A 22,054-nucleotide genomic window follows, 5' to 3' on the forward strand; every position below is an offset into this window, starting at 1 on the left:
TTTTAGGCGGCGCGACCGCTCAGGGGCGTAACCCTCGTTATTCCGGACGATGCGCGAACCGAGTTCTCCATGCGATCGTCTAATCGGTTGAACTCTCCCTTGGAGTCGTCCTGGAGGCGGCATGGGCTCCCTTTTGCTCTTCATCCTCGCGTCCGTCGCGTCCGTCGTGGTCTTCCGTCAGGCGGGACGGGTGAAGAAGGAACATCGCCGGGTCAAAGCCGGTGGTTACCATCCCGGGGCCCCTCTGGACCCCTACTCGCTCGCCTTCCTGGCCGGCGGCCCGCGGCGCGTGGTGAACACCGCCGTGGCGGTCCTGGTGTCCCAGGGGCGCGTGCGCATCTCCCGCGACGGGACCGTGACGGCGGTCCGGGGCATCGCGGGAGCGCCCGCCGAGCGGATCGAGCAGGAGGTGCTCGACCTGGCGGCCGGGACGAACGGGCGCTCGCTGGCCGACATCCGGCGGACCGCCACCGTGGGGCCCGCCGTCACCGGCATCGACTACGGGCTGCGCGGCCAGGGCCTCGTGGTGGCCGACTCGGCGCTCAGCTCGGCCCGGCGGGCCACCACGAAGTTCCGCTGGCTGGCCGCGCTCGCGGGGCTGTTCGTGCCGATCAGCATCATCACGCTGGCGGCGGGGCTGTACGACTTCGTGGTGTGGAACGTGCTCGCCCTCGTGCTCTCCCTCGTCACGTGGATCAGCACGAGGGTCATGAAGGCCAACTACGCCAGGGAGAACCGCAGCGTGCTGACCGAGGCCGGGCACGCCGCGCTCAGGGCGGCCCAGGCCCGCCATCCCAAGACCCGTGAGCTCGCCTACGCCCACAACGGCGGCAACGACAGCACCCTCGCCCTCTACGGCATGGCCTTCTACGTCGGTCCCGGGCACGCCGAGCTCCAGAACGCCGGCGGGTGCGGCGCCGGGGCCTGCGGCGGTCCTTCCGGCGCCGACTCCGGGTGGGGTTCGGGCTCCGACTTCGGCGGCGGCGACTTCGGCGGCGGCGGGGGCGACTCCGGTGGCGGCGACTCGGGCGGCGGGTCGAGTTGTGGTGGCGGTGGCTGCGGCGGAGGCTGCGGTGGCAGCTGACCGGCTCGGGGTGGGCATCGGCTGGCGGTCGGAGATCGACCTGACCGTCGAGCACCTGCCCGGGGTCGAGTTCACCGAGGTCATCGCCGAGACGGTCGACCCGGCGCGGGTGCCCGAGTCGCTGCGGGTGCTGCGGGGGCGGGGCGTCCCGGTGATCCCCCACGGGGTCGCGCTCGGCCTCGGCGGCGCCGAACGGCCCGACCGGGCCCGGCTCGACCACCTGGCCGCCGCCGCGGAGGCCCTCGGGTCTCCGCTGGTCTCCGAGCATCTCGCGTACGTCAGGTCGGGTGACCTCGAAGCCGGGCACCTGCTGCCGGTGCCCCGGACGCGCGACGCGCTGACGGTGATCGTGGAGAACGTGCGGATCGCCCTCGACTGCCTGCCGGTGCCGCTGGCCCTGGAGAACGTCGCGGCGCTGTTCGGCTGGCCCGGCGACGAGCTGACCGAGGCCCAGTTCCTCGGCGAACTGGTCGAGCGGACCGGGGTGAAGCTGCTGATCGACGTGGCCAACCTCTACACCAACCAGGTCAACCTGGGCCTCGACGCCGTCAAGGCCCTCGACGCCCTGCCACTCGAACACGTCGCCTACGTTCACGTCGCCGGCGGCCACGGCCACGGCGACGTGTGGCACGACACCCACACCGCCTCCCCGCCGGAGGAGGTCATCGACCTCCTGGCCGAACTCTGCGCCCGCCACCGGCCGCCGGGCGCCCTGCTGGAGTGGGACGCCGACTACCCGAGCGACGCCGACCTGTCGGCCGAACTCGACCGCATCAGGGCGGCGATGGATCGTGGTCGATCCCGTGGCTGAGGGTGACCTCCGCGCCCGGTTGGCGCCGGAAACGGGGCGGGCCGGGGTCGGCGGGCGGTGCCGGCCCGGCGGAGCCGTAACGGAGCAGACGAATGGATGACCCCCGCGCCCGGCTCGCCGACCAGCAGCGGGCCCTGCTGTCCGCGCTGGTGGCGGGGGCCGCGCCGCCTGAGGGGTTCGACGCCGAGCGGCTGCGGATCCAGGCCGGCAGCCTGATCGCCAAGCGCCGGGGGCTGGTGGCCGTGGCCCGGCCCGACGTGCGGGAGGCCCTCGGAGGCTCGTTCGCCCGGGAGTTCCACGCCTACGCTTCCGGCCGTCCGAAACCTCAGGGCGGCTCGCGGGCCGACGCGGCGGCGTTCGCCGACTGGTTGCGGGGGCGCGGGCTGCTCGACGGCCCCAACCCGGAGCCCCGGCAAAAGCGGCACTGGTGGCGTCTCACCCCAAAAAGGGATCAATCACGGTAGGGCCGGTTTGCCGGGGTCTGCCCGGGATACCCTCTGTGGCGTGGGTGGACTACGGTGCGTTGACGGCTCGTACCTGACGGTTGATCCCGTGGCATGCCGCGACAGCGCCGGGGTGCCCTACGAGATCACGCTGGAGCTGTTCCGCGACGGGGTCGCCTACGGCTCGGTCGGGGAACGCTGCGGCTGGTTCCTGGCCCGGTTGGCCCGGTCGGTCGCCGAGGCCCGGGAGTCCCAGCTCGCCTGGGACGACCCCGACGACCGGTTTCCGGGGGAGGACGAGGCGGAGCTGTTCGGGTTCCGCTACCGGAGCCGCGCCGAGGTCGTGGGCGGCGGGGAACTCCGCTGCCAGCTGCGGCTCATCCCCGTCTGGGTGCCCGGCCGGGGCGCCACCGGCCGGTGGCGGCTGACGAGGCGGGCCTGCGTCGAGGCGTGGGGCGCCCCCGGCATCGGGTTGCGGGCGGTGGTCACCTCCGGAGAGCTCCTGGCGTTCCTGATGGCTCTCGTGACAGAGGCAGAAGTCCGGCTTGGAACCCAATATGGGATGGAACGTAACAGCTCCCTCATTTCGGGAGCGGGGATGGCATCCCGCCCCCGATAATTGCTTGACCATGTCTGTCATGTGACAGCGGGCTCAAGCGAATCACCGGGGGAGTCATGGACCTGCGCGATCTTGTTTACAAGGTGTACGAACGCAGGCTCGAACGAAAGCTCACCTCGATCCAGGCCCCCCGCCACGTCGGCGTGATCGTCGACGGCAACCGCCGCTGGGCCCGCTCGAACGGCCACGAGGACGTCCGCCACGGCCACCAGAAGGGCGCCGACAAGATCTCCGAGCTCCTCGTCTGGTGCAAGGAGGCCGGCGTCGAGTACGTCACCCTGTGGCTGCTCTCCACCGACAACCTCTCGCGGGACAAGAAGGAGCTCGAACCGCTGCTCCAGGTGATCGAGAACCTGGTCGACGACCTGGTCGAACAGGGCTGGCACATCAAGCCCATGGGATCACTGGACCTGCTGCCCGATCACACGGCCCATGTCCTGAAAAATGCGAAAGAGGCAACATCACACCGGCCTGGGCTGATTGTGAACGTGGCCGTTGGGTATGGAGGAAGACGTGAGATCGCTGATGCGGTGCGCTCCCTCCTCCAGGAGCACGCCAGCAAGGGGGCGAGCATCGAGGACCTCGTGGAGGTCCTCGATGTGGAGCACATCGCTGAGCATCTCTACACGCGCGGCCTGCCCGATCCGGATCTTGTCATCCGGACCTCAGGGGAGCAGCGACTCTCCGGATTCCTGCTGTGGCAGAGTGCCCACTCCGAGTTCTACTTCTGCGAGGCCTACTGGCCCGATTTCCGCAGGGTGGACTTTCTGCGGGCGCTCCGCGCCTACGCCGCGCGTAACCGTCGGTACGGCTCCTGAAACGGCACGTGAACACCCCCTTTCGGACAGGATTGGAGCGTTGGCGCGGGGGGATTCAGGACGTACCGTAAGACGTGAGCATCCACGCTCACCTCGGGAGAGGGCCCGTTCTTGCGTCTTGATGACTTCGCAGGTGGGGCCGGTTCCCGGCGCCGCCGTGAAGGCGTCCGGGCCCGGTCCGTTCACCACCAGTCAAGGCAGGGCGCCGACCCCCGGCGCCCGGGGGAGAACGCGTGGCATTGTCCAACCCGTCCATGTCCGGTCACTCGTCTGGCACCTCCCGGCGCACGTACATCCTGGACACCTCTGTCCTGCTCGCCGACCCGGCCGCGATGAGCCGGTTCGACGAACATGAAGTGGTGCTCCCCGTTGTCGTGATCACAGAGCTGGAAGGTAAGCGGCACCATCCCGAACTGGGATACTTCGCCCGCAAAGCCCTGCGATGCCTGGACGATCTGCGTGTCCAGCACGGCCGTCTCGACGAGCCGATCCCGATGGGTGAGGGAACCATCAGGGTCGAGCTCAACCACAGCGACCCGTCCGGCCTGCCGGCCGGGTTCCGGCTGGGCGACAACGACACGCGCATCCTCACCGTCGCGCAGAACCTGGCGTCCGAGGGATACGACGTCGTGCTGGTCTCCAAAGACCTGCCGATGCGCATCAAGGCCGCGTCCATCGGCCTGGCCGCCGAGGAATACCGCGCGGAGCTGGTCGCCGAGTCCGACGAGAGCTGGACCGGCATGGACGAGCTCCAGGTCACCACAGAAGATGTGGAGGCGCTCTTCGAACACGGCTCGACCGACCTCGAAGAGGCCCGCGACCTGCCGACCCACACGGGTCTGCGGCTGCTGACCAGCAAGGGTTCCGCGCTCGGACGGGTGCTCCCCGACAAGTCGGTGCGCCTGGTGCGCGGCGACCGCGAGGTGTTCGGCCTCCATGGCCGCAGCGCCGAGCAGCGCATCGCGCTCGACCTGCTGATGGACCCGGAGATCGGGATCGTCTCGCTGGGCGGCCGGGCCGGCACCGGCAAGTCGGCCCTGGCGCTCTGCGCCGGTCTCGAGGCCGTGCTCGAACGCCGCCAGCACCGCAAGGTCATCGTCTTCCGCCCGCTCTACGCGGTGGGCGGCCAGGACCTCGGCTACCTGCCCGGCACCGAGAACGAGAAGATGGGCCCGTGGGCCCAGGCCGTCTACGACACCCTGGGCGCGGTGACCACGCCCGAGGTGATCGAGGAGGTCCTCGACCGGGGCATGCTCGAAGTCCTGCCGCTGACCCACATCCGCGGCCGGTCGCTGCACGACGCGTTCGTGATCGTCGACGAGGCGCAGTCGCTGGAACGCGGCGTGCTGCTGACGGTGCTGTCGCGCATCGGCGCCAACTCGCGGGTCGTGCTGACCCACGACATCGCCCAGCGCGACAACCTGCGGGTCGGCCGCCACGACGGTGTCGTGGCCGTGGTGGAGAAGCTGAAGGGCCATCCGCTGTTCGCCCACATCACCCTGACGCGTTCGGAACGCTCCCCGATCGCCGCCCTGGTGACGGAGATGCTCGAAGACATCACGCCCTAACGGGGCAGCTGCCGGCCCGGGGCCGCGAGGTGCCAGAACTCGCGGCAGGTGTGCTCACCGTAGGACACCGGGCCGGTGGCGTCGGTCCTGGTGATCGTGACGGCCCAGATGTCCTGCCGCTGCCGCATGGCGGTGCAGGTCATTTGGGCCTGCGCCTTCTTGGTGATCGGACGTCCGCCGCCGACGAACAGCGACAGCCGGAAGCCGTCGGCGTTGTCGGGGTCGTTGCGGACCGTGCCGAAGCGGGTGAGCTGGCTGGTCTGCCACGTCAGGCCGGTGAGCTCGGTGGTGAGGCCGGAGGTCGAGCGCGCGCCCGCCTCGAAGAGGGCGGCCATGACGTTGTCCATCGAGTGGGAGGCCACCGCGACGCTGCTGGGCTCCAGCTTGCCGTCACGCAGCAGGTAGACCGTCGCGACGGCCGCCTTCGGGCTTATCACCGGCGGCGGACCGCCGTCCTGGACCCCGGTCGAGGTGACCCCGCACGCGGTGGACAACAGGGCGGCCAGCAGGACGCACGACGACTTCCTCATGGTCTCGGTATCCACAACGTGAACTGGGTGCCGGGGTCGGCGAGCTTGACCGTGATGGTGCCGCGGTGCAGTTCGGCGTTGGCCTTGGCGATCGACAGGCCGAGGCCGCTGCCGCCCGAGCGGGCCCGGTTGGCGCCGGCCTTGAAGAAGCGGTCGAAGACGTGCGGCAGGTCCTCGCGGGGGATGCCGGCGCCGTGGTCCCTGACGCGTACCTCCAGGCCGCTGGGCAGGACCTTGGCGGTCACCGTGACCGGTCGTTCGCCGTGTTTGAGCGCGTTGCCGACCAGGTTGGCGATGATCACGTCGAACCGGCGCGGGTCGAGCTGGTAGGTCAGGCCGTCGGGCACCCGCAGGGTCACCTGGTCGGTCCAGCCGCGGATCTCCAGGCACTCGATCAGCTCGTCGCCGACGTCGACGCTCTCGCGGCGGAGCACGGCCGCGCCGGAGTCGAAGCGGCTGACCTCGATCAGGTCGTCGACCAGCGAGCGCAGCCGCTCGATCTCGGTGACCACCAGGTGGACCGCCTGCCCGGCGTCGGGCGGCAGGCGTTCGGCCTCGTCGGAGAGCATGTCGGTGACCGCGGTCATGGTGGTCAGCGGGGTGCGCAGCTCGTGGGAGACGTCGGCGACGAACCGCCGCGACATGGCCTCCAGCGACGACAACTCCTGGACGGTCTGCTCCAGCGCCTCCGCCGTCTCGTTGAACGTGGCGGTCAGCTCGGCCAGTTCGTCGCGGCCGTGGACGGGGAGCCGGGTGTCGAGCCGGCCGGCGCCCAGGGCGCGGGCGGCCTCTCCGAGGCGGCGTACCGGGAGAAGGACCTGGCGGGCCGACAGCAGCGCGACGGTGAGCGCGATGACGAGGGTGAGCGAGCCGGCCTGGAGCAGGGCGGCGCGCAGGTTGGCGAGCACGCGGTCGACGTCGGTCATGGAGACGAACACGAAGACCGACATGCCGGTGGAGCGGACCGCGCCGCTGCCGGTCTGCCGTTTGACGTCGGTGCCGACCACGAGGGTGGGCTGGTCGTCGACCGTCATGGTGAGGTAGGCGATCCGGGTGCGCGCGGCGGCCCGCAGGTCGTCGGGGATGTCGACCTGGGTGACCTGGGCGCCCTCGGAGAACCTGGGGGGCTCCTGGCCGTACTCGACGATCACCTGGCGGTCGGGGCCGCTGAGGCTGGCGACGAGGTTGCTGAGGTCATCGTCGGTGACCGAGGCGTCGTTGGGCCACAGCAGGTCGCTGGTGCCGATGGGGAGGGTCAGCCGGTCCATGGTGTCGCGCACGTCGTCGACCGCGCTCGACTCGGTCCGCCGCAGCAGCTCGCCCCGGACGATCTGGTAGCCGATCCCGGCGACCATGAACGAGGCCGTCACCGCCACGACCGTGAAGGTGACGACGAGCCGCTTGCGCAGACTGCTCATCTACGGCTCACGGCCCGCTGAAACGGTAACCGAAGCCCCTGACCGTGTGGATGTAGACGGGGTCGCCCGGGGTGGGCTCGATCTTGGCCCGGATGCGCTGCACGCACGCGTCGACGAGCCGCGAGTCGGCCACGTGGGTGTGGTCCCACACCGAGCGCAGCAGGTAGCGCCGGTTGAGCACCTGGCCGGGGTGGCGCACGAGTTCCAGCAGCAGCCGCAGCTCGGTCGGGGTGAGGTGGACCTCGCGGCCCTCCAGGGTGACCTTGAGCGCGCCGCGGTCGATCATCAGGTCGCCGAAGGTGATGCGGTCGGTGGAGGCCGACTCCATGCGGCGCAGGATCGCCCGGATGCGGGCGTCGAGCACGCGGGGCTCGACCGGCTTGATCACGTAGTCGTCGGCCCCGGCCTCCAGGCCGACCACGATGTCGAGGTCGTCGCCGAGCGCGGTCAGCAGGATGATCGGCAGCGAGTCGAGCTTGCGTATCCTCCGGCACACCTCGACGCCGTCGATGCCGGGCAGCATCACGTCGAGGATGACGATCTCCGGCCGCCGCGCCCGGATGTGCTCCAGGGCCTCCTCGCCGGTGCCGAACGCGGTGATCGAGTGACCCTGGCGGGCGAGCGCGAGCTCCAGTCCGGTCCGGACCGAAGGGTCGTCTTCAACGAGGAGGATGCCAGCCATCCGGTCATTATGCGGCCTTACCGGACCGGAAGAAGCTGGCATAAGGCGACGAAATCGGGTGTGAGCAAAATCACATCAGCGAAGAAAGTGCTTGTTAGACCCCTTTGTCTAAAGAAGTGGTCAAGCGGGTTTCGCGAATCGGTTGCGGACCACCCACCCCCGCACGGCAAGCTCATAGGTCGTGAGTTCTGGTCAGCCTGTCAGGGAACGCCGCCCCGGGGCCCGTCGTGCCCGCCGGGCCGCGTCGCCGACGACACCCCCGCCGCCGCCGTCTCAGCCGAGGCTGTCGGAAGAGCCTCCGCCGCCCCCGAAACGGCCCAGAGGGCCGTTGTTCACCCCCAAGCGCGTGGTGATCACCGGCGTTACGGTGGCCCTCATCGCCGGGTTCACCACCTTCCTGGTCCGCACCGCGATCGAGAACGCGAACCAGCCGAAGACGCCGCTCGACATCCTCGGGTTCAACCCCGACATCATCGGCAACGACCCCCGGATCGACGCGCTCAAGGCCGACGCCGCCTCCGCCATGCAGGAGAGCAAGCTCGCCGGCGGCCGTGAGGGACGCAAGCCCTTCGGCCCCGACGACAACGTCGAGATCCCCAAGGAGGCGCCCGGCGGCGGCGGCTTCCTGCCGGCCGACTTCCCGCCCGGCTCCTCGCCCGACCCCGGCTCCAACAAGGCCCTCGGCAAGCAGATGAACGCCGCCATGGGCTGGGAGAGCGAGTGGGGCTGCCTGGAGAAGTTGTGGGACAAGGAGAGCCACTGGAACGAGCGGGCGATGAACCGCTACTCCGGGGCCTACGGCATCCCGCAGTCGCTGCCCGGCAGCAAGATGGCCAGCGCGGGCTCCGACTGGCAGACCAACCCGGCCACCCAGATCAAGTGGGGTCTGGGCTACATCAAGGGCCGTTACGGCTCACCTTGTGGCGCCTGGGGGCATAGCCAGCGGGTGGGCTGGTACTAGGTAAGGAATGGCCATCCTTCGGCAAGGCTGATCAGCGCTTTGGCGCATCCCCCGCACGCTGGGGGGATGCGCCAAGGGCTGAAAGTCTCCGTCGCGGTCCCTGTCGGAAATGCCGGGCCCGCCAGCGACTCGTTCGACGCGTGCGTGCGCTCGTTGCTGGAGCTCCCGCCGGACGAGTATGAAGTGATCTTCGCCGACGACGGGTCGACCGACGGGACCCGCAAGCGCCTCGACGCCCTCGCGGCCACACGGTCGAACGTGCGGGTGCTGCACCTCGACCGCACCGGCGATCCGGCCCGGGGCCGCAACGCCGCGCTGTCGGTGGCGCTAGGCGAGTTCGTGTTCCTGATGAACGCGCACGACCGGCTGGAGCCGGGCGCGCTGCAACGGCTGTTCGAGCGGGCCAAGGAGACCGAGGCCGACGTGCTGGTCGGGCGGCTGAGCGGAGACGGGCCCGTGGCCGCCGCGTTCACCCGCGACCGCGACCGGGCCGACCTCATCCGCGACCGGCTGCTCACCGCCGTGACCGCGCACAAGCTGTTCCGGCGCGAGTTCGTCGAGACCCACCAGCTCCGGTTCGCCGACCGGGCGTTGTCGGAGCAGGCGTTCGTGTTGCGGGCCTACCTGTCGGCGAAGGTGATCGCGGTGGCGGCCGGGCACGTGGTCTGCCACGTCGCGCCGTCGGGCGAGCCCGAGCCGGGGGACTGGGACCTGGTCGCCGGGCTGAGCGCGATCATGGACATCGTCGAGGCCCAGACCGAGCCGGGCGTCCAGCGCGACCGCATCGCCGCCCACTTCTTCCGCAGCGTCGCCCTGCGCCGCCTCGGCCCGCCGTTCCTCGGCCTGCCGGCCGAGCGCCAGGAGCTTCTCTACGGCCATCTCAAGGCCATCACCGCCGCCCGGTTCCCCGAGACCCTCGACACCCATCTGCCGGTCCACCTGAGGGCCAGGGCGGCGCTGCTGCGTACCGGCGACGTCAAGGGGATCGTCGACCTGGCCAGGGCGGCCCAGGGCACCCGGCTCGACGCCGAGCTGGGCGACCTGCGCTGGGAGGGCCACGTGCTGACGCTCACCCTGACGGCCGAGCTGGTCGCCGCCGACGGCACGCCGATGGTGTTCGCGGCCGACGGCGACCGGGTCTGGTGGGTGCCGCCGTCGCGGGTCGACCGGCTCGACCCCGCGCTGCGCGAGATCACCGACGCGGCCGACGAGGTGCGGATGGAGGTGTACGTCCGGCACTCCGAGAACGGCGAGATGCACTTCCTGCCGGTGACCGGCCAGTTGCGGCGGCTGCCCGTCGAGGGCGGCGTGCGGCTGCGCGCCTCCGGCGACGCCCGGTTCGACGTCGGCACCGCCGCCTTCGGCCGTCCCCTCGACCCGGGCGTGTGGGAGGTGCACGTGCGGATGCGCGGCGTGAACCCCGCCAGGACCCGGGTCGTGCGCCCCGAACGGGGCGTCACCTCGGCCGGGATGATGGCCGAGTATCCCCGGCGGCTCGTGGTGCCGTGCTGGTCGGACAAGGGCGAGCTGAGCGTCTGCGTCGAACCCCGCTCGTTCGCCGAGTCGATCGCGCTGGTCTCCCAGGCGGCCACGGTCTCGGCGCACGACGGGGCGGTGTTCGTGTCGGTCCCGGTGCCCTACGTGCCGCCCAACGGCGGGCCGTCGGCCGAGCTGGTGCTGCGCCGGGTCGGCGGGAAGACCACCGTGGCGCCCGCCCTCATCGAGCCGGGGGAGCCCGGCAAGTTCGCCGGCCAGCTCATCGCCAAGCTGCCCGCCGGGCGCGGTGGCCTCACCCGGGGGGTCTGGCGGCCCAAGCTGCGCATGGACGGCAGCCTGGTCGACCTCCGCTTCGCGGTCGAGACGCAGCGCGGCAGGGCGGTCGTGCGGCCCCTGGAGACCCCACGCCCGCCCACCGGCTGGAAGCGGATGATCGCCTCGCTGAAGCGGCGGTACGGGATGCTCTAGCCCGCTCAGCCCAGGTGCTTGCGCAGCGCCTCGCGGAACTCCTCGGGCTTCTCGATGTGCGGGCTGTGGCCGCAGTCGTCGAAGACGACCTCGGTGTAGTTGCCGTACTCCTCCAGGAACGCCCTGGTCTGGCGGATCATCGGCTGGGCCGGGGTGCCGGGGGAGCCGGGGATCGCGCCGAGGGCGCCCAGGTGGGCCAGGTCGAACAGCGAGGTGTCCGAGACGATCACGTCGTCGGCGCCGCGCAACCACAGGATCGGCGGCTTCGGGTCGACGCCGCTCAGGTCGATGCGGAAGTGGGCGGGCGACAGGGTGTTCAGCACGCCCCGTGTGCCGGGCCCGACGCCGGGCCAGTTCTCCGAGGGGGCCGCGTCGCCCGGGTAGTGGTCGTCGCCGATGCGGGTGGTCAGCATCGAGGCCACCCAGCGGTCCTCGCCGGGGACGGGGTTCTTCACGTACGTCGTGCGGAAGACCCGCAGCGGCGTCACCGGGCCGTCGCCGGTGTCGCCGTTGGCCAGGGCCGAGACGAAGTCGGGGTTGGCGCCGCCGGCCCCGCTGCCCGCGTGGTCGGCGTGGGTGGGGGTGCCCGCGACGTCGTGGGTGCCGCCGAAGCCGTACGGCGAGACCGGGTTGACCAGCGTCACGCTCGCCACGACCGACGGGCGGTCCATGAGCGCCTGGAGCACCACGCCGCCGCCCAGGCTCCAGCCGACCAGGTGCACCCGGTCGATCTCCAGGGCGTCGAGCAGCGCCAGCACGTCGTCGCTGTAGTCGCGCACCCCGCGCGAGGCGTCGACCGGCTCGGGGTCGGTGTCGCCGAAGCCGCGCAGGTCGACCGCGAGCGGCCGGTGGGTGGCGGCGAACGCCTCGAGGGTGTCCTCCCAGAAGGCGCCGGACGACACGTTCCCGTGCACGAACAGCACCGCTTCGCCCTCGGCGCCGGGCACCGACCGGACGTTCTGCGTCAACCTCGCGGTGCCGATTCGTTCCATTTTCATGTTCACAACCTAAGGAGTGACGCCCATCACAACCATGGGCGTACCGCACATATCACCGGCCGGGAGGGTGGCGGAAGGCGCTACCGAGCCGCAGCGCGAGCTGGATCTCCAGCGCCCGCTCCGGCTCCTGCCAGTCGTCGCCGAGCAGCCGCCTGATCCGGTCGAGCCGCTGGGTGACCGTGTTGACGTGGATGTGCAGCGCCTCGGCGGTCCGGGTGAGCTGCCCGCCGCACGCGAAGTAGGTGGCCAGCGTCTGCACGAGCTGGGTGCCCTTCTTCTCGTCGTAGTCGCGCACCGCCCCGATCGCGCCGTGGACGAACCCGGCCACGTCGCGGCCCTCGCCGATCACCAGGCCGACGAAGCCGAGCTCGGCCGCGCCCGCGCCGTCGCCCGCCCGGCCGAGCGCCAGCAGGGCCGACGCGCATCGGCGGGCCTCCTCGTAGGCGGCGGCCACGTCGGACCCCGCCTGCGCCGCTCCAGCGGTGGCCGGCCGGCCCAGGCTGGCCGACAACTCGGCGGCCACCCGTTTGGCCGTCACGCCGGGTTTGTCGCCCGGCAGCAGCAGCACCACCTCGTCGCCGCGCGCGGTCGCCAGGCCGCCCGTCAGGGCCGCCTCCGACGACGCCCAGAACGCGGCCCGCTCGCGCTGCCCGTCGTGGGTGACGCTCACCAGCACGTGGGGTTCGGCCAGGTCGAGGCCCAGGCGGCGGGCCCGGTCGGGCAGCCCGGCCAGGTCGGGCCGGGCGATCAGGTCGTCGAGCAGCTCGCCGCGCACCCGGCCCTCGGCGTCGGCCACGCTCCGGCGGAACAGCAGCAGCAGCGCGGTGACCAGGGCGGCCCGCTCCAGGATGCGCCGGTCGGTGTCGGCCACCGGGCCGGCCGCGCGCAGCACCAGCGTGCACAGCGGCGTGCTCTCCGAGCCGCCCACGTCGACCGAGGCGATCAGGTTCCGGCCGCGCTCCACCGACCGGCCCAGCGCCCGGGAGGCCCTGGCCGCGTCGGAGACGCTCGGATCGACGTCGCCGGGGTCGCCCACCAGCGGCTCGCCCGTGCCGTCGAGCACGGTCAGTTTGCCGCCGATGACCTCGGTGACCACCGCCGCGACGTCCTCGACGCCGCCGCCCCGCAGCACCAGGCCGGTCATCCGGTCGTGCGCGTCGGCGGCCCGCTCGATGGCCGTGGAGTGGTTGCGGATCAGCCGGTTGGCCTCGCTCAGCTCGGTCAGCGCGGCCCGGGTCTCCTCCAGCAGCCGCGCGGTGTCGATGGCGACCGAGGCGTGCGCGGCCAGCGAGGCCAGCAGCGCGATCTCCTCCCGCGCGAATGGCCGCGCGCCCCGGTCGGCCGCGAAGAGCACCCCGATGACCTGGCCGCCCAGCCGCAACGGCACGCCCAGGATCGCCACCAGCCCCTCTTCGGTGACGGCGTCGTCGATCGTGCCGGTGTGGCGGAAGCGCTCGTCGGCGAAGTAGTCGGAGGTCGCGTATCCCTCGCCCGTCTGGGCCACCAGGCCGCCGAGGCCGGCGCCGAGAGGGAGGCGTACAGAACGGAACCGGGCGGTTATCACGCCGTCGGTGACCCGCATGTAGGTGTCGCCGCGCTCGGCGTCGTTGAGCGTCAGGTAGGCCACGTCGGTGCCGAGCAGCCCGCGCGCCCGGCGCACGATGGCGGCCAGCACGGCGTCGATGTCACGCAGGCCCGCGAGGTCCTTGGCGGTGTCGAACAGCGCCGACAGCTCCGCCTCCCGGCGGGCCCTGCGCCGCATCACGGCCCTGATGCGCAGCGCGGCGACCTTCTCGCGCTCCAGCTCCTCCAGCGTGGCCGGGTCGGCGCCCGCCGCCCGCGCCTGGAGCACCGGCCCCTCGAACTCCACGGCCGAGGCCTCCCTGGCCAGCAGTTCCAGGAAGACGTTCATCTATCGCGCGCTCCAGCCTCCGTCGAGCGGAATGGACACCCCCGTGATGAACGATCCCGCAGGGCCGCACAGATAGGCGACCATCTCGGCCACCTCTTCGGGTTCGACCAGCCGCTTGATGGCGGCCGGTTGCAACATGATGCGCTCGACCACGTCTTCGGGCGAGATCCGGTGCGCCTCCGCCTGCGCGGCGATCTGGTTCTCGACGAGCGGGGTGCGCACGTAGGCCGGGCAGACACAGGTCGAGGTGATCCCGTAGGGGGCGCCTTCGAGCGCGATCACCTTCGACAACCCTTCGAGGGCGTGCTTGGCCGTCACGTAGGCCACCTTGAACGGCGAGGCGCGCAGCCCGTGCACCGAGGAGATGTTCACCACCCGGCCGAACTTGTTCCCCTTCATGTACGGCATCGCCGCGCGTACCAGCCGGAAGGGCGCCTCCACCTGCACCGCCATCAGCCGGGAGAAGATCTCCGGCGGGAACTCGTCGATGGGCGCGACGTGCTGGAACCCGGCGTTGTTCACGATGACGTCGGCCTGGGCGGCGTGCTCGACGAGCGGCCCCCGCTCGAAGGCGGCCGGATCGGCCAGGTCGGCCGTGACCGCGACGCCTCCGATCATGGCCGCGGTCTCGGCCGCCTCGTGTTCCCGCAGGTCGGCGACGACCACCCGGGCCCCCGCCGCCGCCAGCCTGATCGCGCACGCCCGTCCGATGCCGCTGCCCGCGCCCGTCACCAGGGCCGTCCGCCCGGCGAGGTCTTCCGTCATGTGACCCGAATCTACGGGGTGGGTTCTCCGCCGCCCATGTGGGGATCCGACATAACGGCCTTTTTGGGTATGTGTCCGGTCATGGGGAGCACGTCGAGGAGGTCGTCCAGCTGCTCCTCGGTGAGCGTCCCGTTCGCGACGTGCCCCCTTCTCACGACCACGTCGCGGATCGTGGCCCGTTCCGCGAGGGCCTGCTTGGCGATCCGGGCGGCCTCCTCGTAGCCGAGGTAGCGGTTCAGCGGGGTGACGATCGAGGGGGACGACTCGGCGTACTCCCGCAGCCTCTCCGTGTTGGCCGTGACGCCCCGCACGCAGCGGTCGGCGAGCAGCCGCGACACGTTCCCCAGCAGCCTGATCGACTCCAGCAGGTTCCGCGCGATCACCGGCATCTGCACGTTCAGCTCGAACGACCCCGACGCCCCGGCCATCGTGATCGTCGCGTCGTTCCCGACGACCTGCGCGGCGACCATCGTCACCGCCTCCGGCACGACCGGGTTGACCTTCCCCGGCATGATCGACGACCCGGGCTGGAGGTCGGGCAGGTTGATCTCGCCCAGTCCCGTGCGCGGTCCCGACCCCATCCAGCGCAGGTCGTTGGCGATCTTGTTGAGCGAGACCGCGACGGTCTTCAGCACCCCCGACAACTCGACGAGCGCGTCGCGCGCCCCCTGGGCCTCGAAGTGGTTCCTGGCCTCGGTGAACGGCAGACCGGTAGCTCGGGAGATCTCCGCGATCACCTTCCCGGCCCACTCGCGGTCGGGGGTGTTGACGCCGGTGCCGACGGCCGTGCCGCCCAGCGGCAACTCGGCCACCCTCGGGAGCGCCGACTGGAGCCGCTCGATGCCGAGCTCGATCTGGGCCGCGTAACCGCCGAACTCCTGGCCGAGGGTGACCGGGGTGGCGTCCATGAGGTGGGTCCGCCCCGACTTGACCACCTCGGCGAACTCGACCGACTTCGACTCCAGCGCGGTCGCCAGGTGCTCCAGCGCCGGGGTGAGGTTCCTCGACAGTTCGGTCACCGCGGCGACGTGGATGGAGGAGGGGAACACGTCGTTGGACGACTGGGCGGCGTTGACGTGGTCGTTCGGATGCACTGGACGCCCCAGCCGCTCCTCCGCCAGCGTCGCGATCACCTCGTTGGCGTTCATGTTCGACGAGGTGCCCGAACCGGTCTGGAAGACGTCGACGGGGAAGTGTTCGTCCCACCTGTTCGCGGCCACCTCCCCGGCCGCCTCGGCGATCACCGCCGCCATGTCGGCGTCCAGCAGGCCGTAGGAGGCGTTCACGACGGCGGCGGCGGCCTTGACCGTGCCCAGCGCGGAGATGTGCGCCGGCTCCAGCCCCCGGCCGGAGACTGGGAAGTTCTCGACCGCGCGCTGCGTCTGCGCCCGCCACTTGGCGAGATCCGGGACCTCGACCTCGCCCATGGAGTCATGCTCGATGCGCGTCATACACCCCAGTCTGTCCCCAGACGGGCGGATGATTCAGTTCGGGTGGCGCTGGAACCGGAACGAGGCGAAGACGGCGTCCCGCTGCTTCTCCGACTTCGCCCACTGGGCTTCCGGGACGGCGTAGTAGATCGCGAAGGCGCCCCCGTCCGGGACGTCGACCCACCTGGACACGACGTGGACCAGCCCGTTCCTGCCCTCGTAGGCGTACTCCCACTCGGCCGTGTCGGCGCCCTTGTACGGAGAGGTCTCCAGCGGGGCGATCCGGATGAGCTCGTAGCCCTCGTAGGGCTGCTTGGCCTCGGCCGCCTCGATCGACTTCAGCAGATCGGTGGTGATCTGAACCTCGGCCACCCGGATGGTCGCCTTGCCCTTGGCGGAGAAGACGACCTGGGTTCCCTTTGCGGTACGACCGAAGCCCGCCGGGACGTCGATGGTGTAGCCCTCACCCTGCTGCCGCTTGGTGCCCTTGGCCGGGGCCGGCGCCGGGGGGTCCGGAGGGTAGGTGGCGGCGGTGGGGCTGGCCGGGATGATGCGACCGGCGGTCTTCGTCGGCCCGGCACTGTTGGCCCCGAACGCCGAGACGGCCACGACGGCGAGCGCCACGAACGCGACGAACGCCAGAACGAGCAGCAGGACCAGGCGGCCCTTGCCCTTCGGCTTGGCGGCCGGAGGGGGAGCGGTGCGCTGCATCGAGAAGATGTCGGTGCCGAGACCCCGGGGGACGGCTTGGGTGGCGTTGGGGTCGAGCTCGACCGGGTGGTGGCCGTGACCTTGGCCCGGGGGGAAGCCCGGGGGCGTCTGCGGCGGCGGGTAGCCGCCTGCGGGCGGGGGAGCCCAGGTCTGCGGGGGCTGCTGAGGGTGCGGGCCCTGCATGGGATGCGGCGGTAGGGGGAGGGCCGAGGGGGGAGTCGCGTCGGTGTCGATGTCGAGCCGGCGGGCGCCCGGATCGGGCGGGTAGACCCGCCTGCCGGGGAGTTGTCCCTGCACGACGGTGACGTCATCGGCGAGACCCGCAGGGTCGGCGGCATCGGACTTCACGACGACCACGGTCTGGTCATCGGAAAGGGTGGGCCGCCGGAAACGGGTGGCGTCGGGATCCTCGAACGCTCCAGCCCCAGGCCCGGTGTCGACCGAGTTGCCCGCAGGACCCCCAGAACCGGGAGCACCCATGCCAGAGGCTCCTGCTGAATCCGACCTGCCGGCGAGACCCTGGCCACCTGCTGCTCCTGGCCCGTGCGGTGCACCGGGAGCATCGGAGGGCCGCGAACGCACGAAGCCGGATGCCGAAATATCGGGACCCGCCCAGGTCGGGTGAACATCAGCGGCGAAGTCGCCCGGAACTCCAGTGGCTCCAGGCCTTCCGGGCCCGCGTCCGGATCCGGAAATTTCGGCATCTGGACTGCCCGAGTAAGCGCCCGATCCCCAACCAGGCCCGCCAGAATCAGGCCCGCCAGCGCCAGATCCGCCAGCGCCAGATCCGCCAGAACCGGGCGCGCCATGTCCCGAAATTTCGGCATCTGGGCTGGCCGCGCCAGAGTCCGGCGCCGACCTACCACGTCCGGAGGGGCTGGCACCCGCGCCGCCGGAACCGAACGCGCCAGAACGGTAGTCGTCAGAGCGGGGCGCGCCATGTCCGGAAATTGCGGCGTCTAGGCTGGCCGCACCAGAGTCCTGCGCTGAGCTGCCATGTCCGGAAGGGCTGAGACTCGGGCCGCTTGTTCCTGCGCCGCCTGCTCCTGGGGCCGACCAGACTCCTTCGGCCTCGTGTCCCGAAATTTCGGGACGTGCGTCGCCACCTGTGCCCGGCGCCCTCCCCGAACTCCCTGGTCCCGAGGCATATGGTGCGCTGACCCCGCCTGCTCCCGCGCCCGGTGCACCCGCACTCCGAGGTCCGGAAATCTCGGGACGTCCCGCGCCACCAGCACCAGGCTCCGACGGGCCCCCAGCACGGGAGGTGCCGACGAGACCGCCGCCGGCGCCAGGGGCCGCCCCCGCGCCACCATGCCCCGCGCTCTCGGCACCCGCCGCGGGCGAAGGCGTGGGGGTCGTCGTCCGGTTCGGGTCCTGTTGGGGCGCCGTGCTGCCCAGCACCGGCCTAGGCGTGCCGAACGGGCGGTCCACGCTCGGGTCGCGGCCGCTGTCCCCATAAGGGGACACCGCGTCGGGGGCGAAGGCGCCGCCGGTGGGTCTCTGAGGGCCCGACGCCGGGAACTGCGTCACCGTCGGGGTGTCGGCGACCGCGCGGAGGAGGACGGAGGCGCGTTCGGCCGTGATGCGCTTGGTGTGGTCCTTCTCCAGCATCGCCTCCAGGACCGGCCGCAGTTGCCCGGCGTTCCTGGGCGGGTCGCAGACCTCGGTCATCAGCGCGGCCAGGGTCTCGGCGATCGAGCGGCGTTCGTAGGCGGGCCGGGCCTCGACGGCGAAATAGAGGGTCGCGCCCAGCGACCACAGGTCGGACTCCGGGCCCGTGTACTCGCCCCGGGCCCGTTCGGGCGCCGTGTAGCCGGGGGAGCCGATCACCATGCCGGTCTGGGTCAGCGCCGTGTCGCCGCGGGACTTGGCGATGCCGAAGTCGGTCAGGACCACCCGGCCCGAGTGGGTGATCAGCACGTTGCTGGGTTTCACGTCGCGGTGCAGGATGTCGGACGCATGAGCGGCGCGCAGGGCGCCCAGCAGGTCGGCGCCGATCTCGGCGACCAGACGGGGCGGGAGGGGGCCGTCTTCGTCCACGACCTGTTCGAGGGAGCGGCCCTCGACGAGTTCCATGATGATCCACGGCACGCCGCCGACCTCGATGGCGTCGAAGATCGTCGCCACGGACGGATGGTGGACGCGGGCGGCGGCGCGGCCCTCGCGGATCATGCGTTCGCGGAGTTCGGTGCGCTGCTCCTGGGTCAGCCCGGGATCCTGGCGGATCTCCTTGACCGCGACCTCACGCCCGAGGGTGCGGTCGACGGCACGCCAGACCGTGCCCATCGTGCCGCGCCCCAGGGGAGATATCAGTTCGTAGCGCTCCGCCAGCAGCCTGCTCTGCATGACTAGAAAGATAGCGTCCTAGGCCTTGAGGAACGCTTTAGGTTCACTTGCGAAATTTCTTCGGCCAGAGCCGCCGTGGCAGCACTATCCGGACGAAGTTCCAGAAGCTCCGGGTCAGGGGCCCGATCGGTACGTCGTAGGTGGCCGGCTTCCGGTGTGAGCCTTCGGCCGGCCGTCGTCGCTGTGCCGGGACGGGCACCGCCTGGAACTCGCCGGTCGGGTGGGGTTCGCGGGGGAAGACCTGCGGGCTCTGCGGCCGGGGCACGGCCGGACGGTTGTCGGCCCGGTGCTGCCCCCGGTGGGGCGGCTTCCTGACGGGGGGCGGCGAGAAAGCGGGCGGCGCCGACGGCCGGACCGGCGGCCGGTGCACCGCGATGGGCTCCTCGGCCGTGCCGCCCGCGGCGATCCTGGCCAGCATCAACGCGGCCCGCACGCCGTCGAGCCGGACCGCCGGGTCGATCTGCAGCAGGCCACGCAGCACGGGGGCCAGCGCGCCGGCGTTGTCCATCGGTATCGGGGCCCCGCTCGTCAGGGCGGCCAGCGCGGCGGCGGCCGTGCGGCGGCCATGGAGGCCCCGGCCCTCGACGGCGGTGTAGAGGGTCGCCCCCAGCGACCACAGATCGGCGGCGGGGGAGGCCTTGTCGCCGAGGACGCGCTCGGGCGCGATGTAACCGGCGGAGCCCAGAACGATGCCCGCCTGGGTGATGGAAACGTCACCTTCGAGTGCGGCCAGGCCGAAGTCGGTGAGGACCGCCCGGTCGTGGGTGACGAGCACGTTGCTGGGCTTCACGTCGCGGTGGAGGATGCCCTTCGCGTGGACGGCGCGCAGCGCGCCGAGCACCTGGCGGCCGATCTCGGCGACCCTGATGGGGTGTTGCGGGCCCTGGGCCTTGACCAGCTCTTCGAGCGACTGGGCCTTCAGCAGCTCCATGACGATCCAGGGCCGGTCGTCTTCGGTGACGACGTCGTAGACGGTGATCACCGAGGGGTGGGCGACCATCGCGGTGGCCCGGCCTTCGCGTTCGGTTCGGGCGCACAGTTCGGCCCGCAGTTCCTCGTCGAGGACGAGGGGCAGTCGCACCTCCTTGACCGCCACGTCGCGGTCGAGAAGTTCGTCACGCGCACGCCACACCGTGCCCATGCCGCCGCGGCCTACCGGCTGGAGGAGCCGGTAGCGCGCGGCTAACTGGTATCCGGACGGCGCACGCATGGGTGGCAGCTTACCGATTTGTGTACGAGTGCCTGTAGAGACCGGGCCGATTCGTTGTCGAGAACTTTTGTCAAACTCGGTCAGGTTCGGCGTCCGATGGACAGAATCGGCCCTGTTGTGTCGGTGAAGAAGTCGTTGCCCTTGTCGTCCACCACGATGAAGGCCGGGAAATCGACCACGTCGATCTTCCAGACCGCTTCCATGCCGAGTTCCGGATATTCCAGGACTTCGACCTTCTTGATGCAGTCTTGCGCGAGCCGCGCGGCCGGGCCGCCGATCGAGCCGAGGTAGAACCCGCCGTAGGACTTGCAGGCGTCGGTGACCTGCTTGGACCGGTTGCCCTTGGCCAGCATGACCATCGAGCCGCCCGCCGCCTGGAAACGCTCGACGTAGGAGTCCATGCGGCCCGCGGTCGTCGGGCCGAAGGAGCCGGAGGCGTAGCCCTCGGGCGTCTTGGCCGGTCCGGCGTAGTAGACGGCGTGGTCTTTCAGGTATTGCGGCATCTCGCCGCCGGCGTCGAGGAGTTCGCCGATCTTGGCGTGGGCGATGTCGCGGGCCACCACCAGCGGGCCGGTCAGCGACAGGCGGGTCTTGACCGGGTATTTCGACAACTCGGCGAGGACCTCGGACATCGGGCGGTTGAGGTCGACGCTGACGACGTCGCCGCCGAGGTGCTCGTCGGTGGTGTCGGGCAGGAAGCGGGCCGGGTCGGTCTCGAGCTGCTCCAGGAAGACGCCCTCGGCGGTGATCTTCGCGAGCGCCTGGCGGTCGGCCGAGCAGGAGACCGCGATGGCGACCGGGCACGACGCGCCGTGGCGGGGCAGCCGGATCACGCGGACGTCGTGGCAGAAGTACTTGCCGCCGAACTGGGCGCCGATGCCGAGCTTCTGGGTGAGCTCGAAGACCTTCTGCTCCATCTCCAGGTCGCGGAAGCCGTGGCCCTCGGGGGAGCCCTCGGTCGGCAGGGCGTCGAGGTAGCGGGCGCTGGCGTATTTCGCGGTCTTCAGGGCGAACTCGGCGGAGGTGCCGCCCACGACGACGGCCAGGTGGTAGGGCGGGCAGGCGGCCGTGCCGAGGGAGCGGATCTTCTCCTCCAGGAAGGCCAGCATGCGCTTCTCGTTGAGGACCGCCTTGGTCTCCTGGTAGAGGAACGACTTGTTGGCCGACCCGCCGCCCTTGGCCATGAACAGCAGCTTGTAGGCGTCGTCGCCCTCGGCGTAGAGCTCGATCTGGGCGGGCAGGTTGGAGCCGGTGTTCTTCTCCTCCCACATGGTGATCGGGGCCATCTGGGAGTAGCGGAGGTTCAGTTTCGTGTACGCGTCGTAGACGCCCCGCGAGATGTGCTCGGCGTCGCGCCCGTCGGTCAGCACGTGGCGGCCGCGCTTGCCCATCACGATCGCGGTGCCGGTGTCCTGGCACATGGGGAGCACGCCACCGGCCGAGATCGACGCGTTCTTCAGCAGGTCGAGGGCGACGAAGCGGTCGTTGCCGCTCGACTCGGGGTCGTCGACGATCTTGCGGAGCTGGGCCAGGTGGGAGGCGCGCAGGTAGTGGGAGATGTCGTGGATCGCGGTCTCGGTCAGCAACCGCAGCGCCTCGGGCTCGACTTCGAGGAACCGCCGCCCGGCCGCCTCGACGACCCGGACCCCTTCGGAGGTGATCAGCCGGTATTCCGTCTCATCGGCCCCCAGGGGAAGGAGGTCGGTGTAGCTGAACTCGGGCATGGGGTCGAGCCTCCGTTGATCACGCCGGTGTGAGTCTGCAAAGACTGTACGGCAACCAC

18 protein-coding genes are annotated in these 22,054 nt (G+C 71.1%); 8 read left to right on the forward strand and 10 right to left on the reverse strand.

Going from position 1 to position 22,054, the window contains the following annotated elements:
• The first annotated feature begins 121 nt into the window (after positions 1–121).
• The 6 genes from GT755_RS34115 to GT755_RS34135 all read left to right on the forward strand — a co-directional run bounded on the left by GT755_RS34115 (position 122) and on the right by GT755_RS34135 (position 5,343).
• Positions 122–1,084: a TIGR04222 domain-containing membrane protein gene (locus tag GT755_RS34115; RefSeq protein ID WP_161483677.1), complete on the forward strand. Its 963-nt coding sequence runs from the start codon at positions 122–124 to the stop codon at positions 1,082–1,084.
• Positions 1,074–1,895 carry a DUF692 domain-containing protein gene (locus GT755_RS38875; protein ID WP_328794718.1) on the forward strand — a complete coding sequence of 274 codons (822 nt, stop codon included), beginning with the start codon at positions 1,074–1,076 and terminating at the stop codon, positions 1,893–1,895. Before GT755_RS34115 ends, GT755_RS38875 begins: the two co-directional genes overlap by 11 nt.
• Before the next feature lie 92 nt (positions 1,896–1,987).
• Positions 1,988–2,359: a hypothetical protein gene (locus tag GT755_RS38880; protein ID WP_202610826.1), complete on the forward strand. Its 372-nt coding sequence runs from the start codon at positions 1,988–1,990 to the stop codon at positions 2,357–2,359.
• 88 nt (positions 2,360–2,447) lie between these two features.
• Positions 2,448–2,957, forward strand: a complete 510-nt coding sequence (locus GT755_RS34125) for a hypothetical protein (protein WP_285590404.1) — start codon at positions 2,448–2,450, stop codon at positions 2,955–2,957.
• A gap of 56 nt (positions 2,958–3,013) precedes the next feature.
• Positions 3,014–3,775 carry an isoprenyl transferase gene (locus GT755_RS34130; protein WP_030451908.1) on the forward strand — a complete coding sequence of 254 codons (762 nt, stop codon included), beginning with the start codon at positions 3,014–3,016 and terminating at the stop codon, positions 3,773–3,775.
• 254 nt (positions 3,776–4,029) lie between these two features.
• Positions 4,030–5,343 (forward strand): PhoH family protein, encoded by a 1,314-nt coding sequence (locus GT755_RS34135; protein WP_161483736.1) that lies wholly within the window; start codon positions 4,030–4,032, stop codon positions 5,341–5,343.
• Here the strand turns inward: GT755_RS34135 and GT755_RS34140 are convergent.
• From GT755_RS34140 to GT755_RS34150, 3 genes are read right to left on the reverse strand one after another with little or no spacing between them, the layout of a single operon-like run.
• Complete coding sequence (locus GT755_RS34140) at positions 5,340–5,873, reverse strand: hypothetical protein (RefSeq protein ID WP_161483678.1); 534 nt, start codon at positions 5,871–5,873, stop codon at positions 5,340–5,342. The two genes, GT755_RS34135 and GT755_RS34140, sit on opposite strands and share 4 nt — an antisense overlap.
• Positions 5,870–7,291: a sensor histidine kinase gene (locus GT755_RS34145; RefSeq protein WP_161483679.1), complete on the reverse strand. Its 1,422-nt coding sequence runs from the start codon at positions 7,289–7,291 to the stop codon at positions 5,870–5,872. The genes GT755_RS34140 and GT755_RS34145 overlap by 4 nt, the downstream gene beginning before the upstream one ends.
• A 7-nt stretch (positions 7,292–7,298) precedes the next feature.
• Complete coding sequence (locus GT755_RS34150) at positions 7,299–7,973, reverse strand: response regulator transcription factor (RefSeq protein ID WP_030451904.1); 675 nt, start codon at positions 7,971–7,973, stop codon at positions 7,299–7,301.
• Between the two features lie 346 nt (positions 7,974–8,319).
• Here GT755_RS34150 and GT755_RS34155 point away from each other — a divergent pair, with 346 nt between their 5' ends.
• Together GT755_RS34155 and GT755_RS34160 are read left to right on the forward strand one after the other, a co-directional pair.
• Complete coding sequence (locus GT755_RS34155) at positions 8,320–8,934, forward strand: aggregation-promoting factor C-terminal-like domain-containing protein (protein WP_407929444.1); 615 nt, start codon at positions 8,320–8,322, stop codon at positions 8,932–8,934.
• Positions 8,935–9,000: 66 nt separating this feature from the next.
• Positions 9,001–10,899: a glycosyltransferase family 2 protein gene (locus tag GT755_RS34160; RefSeq protein WP_161483681.1), complete on the forward strand. Its 1,899-nt coding sequence runs from the start codon at positions 9,001–9,003 to the stop codon at positions 10,897–10,899.
• A gap of 5 nt (positions 10,900–10,904) precedes the next feature.
• Here the strand turns inward: GT755_RS34160 and GT755_RS34165 are convergent, their stop codons facing one another.
• The 7 genes from GT755_RS34165 to GT755_RS34195 all read right to left on the reverse strand — a co-directional run bounded on the left by GT755_RS34165 (position 10,905) and on the right by GT755_RS34195 (position 21,995).
• A complete protein-coding gene (locus GT755_RS34165; RefSeq protein WP_161483682.1) occupies positions 10,905–11,897 on the reverse strand; it encodes an alpha/beta fold hydrolase in 993 nt (330 codons plus the stop codon).
• A 52-nt stretch (positions 11,898–11,949) separates the two neighbouring features.
• Positions 11,950–13,809 (reverse strand): helix-turn-helix domain-containing protein, encoded by a 1,860-nt coding sequence (locus GT755_RS34170; protein ID WP_161483683.1) that lies wholly within the window; start codon positions 13,807–13,809, stop codon positions 11,950–11,952.
• Complete coding sequence (locus tag GT755_RS34175; protein WP_161483684.1) at positions 13,810–14,574, reverse strand: 3-hydroxybutyrate dehydrogenase; 765 nt, start codon at positions 14,572–14,574, stop codon at positions 13,810–13,812.
• Positions 14,575–14,585: 11 nt separating this feature from the next.
• On the reverse strand, positions 14,586–16,025 hold the full coding sequence (locus GT755_RS34180; RefSeq protein WP_161483685.1) for a class II fumarate hydratase: 1,440 nt from the start codon (positions 16,023–16,025) through the stop codon (positions 14,586–14,588).
• A gap of 33 nt (positions 16,026–16,058) precedes the next feature.
• Positions 16,059–19,061: a serine/threonine-protein kinase gene (locus GT755_RS34185; RefSeq protein WP_161483686.1), complete on the reverse strand. Its 3,003-nt coding sequence runs from the start codon at positions 19,059–19,061 to the stop codon at positions 16,059–16,061.
• A 43-nt stretch (positions 19,062–19,104) separates the two neighbouring features.
• Positions 19,105–20,271, reverse strand: coding sequence for a serine/threonine-protein kinase (locus tag GT755_RS34190; protein WP_161483687.1), 1,167 nt, complete (start codon positions 20,269–20,271; stop codon positions 19,105–19,107).
• 80 nt (positions 20,272–20,351) lie between these two features.
• Positions 20,352–21,995, reverse strand: a complete 1,644-nt coding sequence (locus GT755_RS34195; RefSeq protein WP_137251469.1) for a fumarate hydratase — start codon at positions 21,993–21,995, stop codon at positions 20,352–20,354.
• Positions 21,996–22,054: the final 59 nt, after the last annotated feature.

It is taken from the genome of Herbidospora solisilvae (assembly GCF_009901565.1).
In the GTDB taxonomy this organism is placed as follows: Bacteria; Actinomycetota; Actinomycetes; order Streptosporangiales; family Streptosporangiaceae; genus Herbidospora; species Herbidospora solisilvae.

What these genes read in the sequence shown, in the direction of transcription:
- GT755_RS34115 (WP_161483677.1), top strand. Translation starts at nt 122, where the DNA reads ATGGGCTCCCTTTTGCTCTTCATCCTCGCGTCCGTCGCGTCCGTCGTG.
- GT755_RS38880 (WP_202610826.1), top strand. Translation starts at nt 1,988, where the DNA reads ATGGATGACCCCCGCGCCCGGCTCGCCGACCAGCAGCGGGCCCTGCTG.
- GT755_RS34130 (WP_030451908.1), top strand. Translation starts at nt 3,014, where the DNA reads ATGGACCTGCGCGATCTTGTTTACAAGGTGTACGAACGCAGGCTCGAA.
- GT755_RS34135 (WP_161483736.1), top strand. Translation starts at nt 4,030, where the DNA reads ATGTCCGGTCACTCGTCTGGCACCTCCCGGCGCACGTACATCCTGGAC.
- GT755_RS34140 (WP_161483678.1), bottom strand. Translation starts at nt 5,873, where the DNA reads ATGAGGAAGTCGTCGTGCGTCCTGCTGGCCGCCCTGTTGTCCACCGCG.
- GT755_RS34145 (WP_161483679.1), bottom strand. Translation starts at nt 7,291, where the DNA reads ATGAGCAGTCTGCGCAAGCGGCTCGTCGTCACCTTCACGGTCGTGGCG.
- GT755_RS34150 (WP_030451904.1), bottom strand. Translation starts at nt 7,973, where the DNA reads ATGGCTGGCATCCTCCTCGTTGAAGACGACCCTTCGGTCCGGACCGGA.
- GT755_RS34160 (WP_161483681.1), top strand. Translation starts at nt 9,001, where the DNA reads ATGCGCCAAGGGCTGAAAGTCTCCGTCGCGGTCCCTGTCGGAAATGCC.
- GT755_RS34165 (WP_161483682.1), bottom strand. Translation starts at nt 11,897, where the DNA reads ATGAAAATGGAACGAATCGGCACCGCGAGGTTGACGCAGAACGTCCGG.
- GT755_RS34170 (WP_161483683.1), bottom strand. Translation starts at nt 13,809, where the DNA reads ATGAACGTCTTCCTGGAACTGCTGGCCAGGGAGGCCTCGGCCGTGGAG.
- GT755_RS34175 (WP_161483684.1), bottom strand. Translation starts at nt 14,574, where the DNA reads ATGACGGAAGACCTCGCCGGGCGGACGGCCCTGGTGACGGGCGCGGGC.
- GT755_RS34180 (WP_161483685.1), bottom strand. Translation starts at nt 16,025, where the DNA reads ATGACGCGCATCGAGCATGACTCCATGGGCGAGGTCGAGGTCCCGGAT.
- GT755_RS34185 (WP_161483686.1), bottom strand. Translation starts at nt 19,061, where the DNA reads ATGCAGAGCAGGCTGCTGGCGGAGCGCTACGAACTGATATCTCCCCTG.
- GT755_RS34190 (WP_161483687.1), bottom strand. Translation starts at nt 20,271, where the DNA reads ATGCGTGCGCCGTCCGGATACCAGTTAGCCGCGCGCTACCGGCTCCTC.
- GT755_RS34195 (WP_137251469.1), bottom strand. Translation starts at nt 21,995, where the DNA reads ATGCCCGAGTTCAGCTACACCGACCTCCTTCCCCTGGGGGCCGATGAG.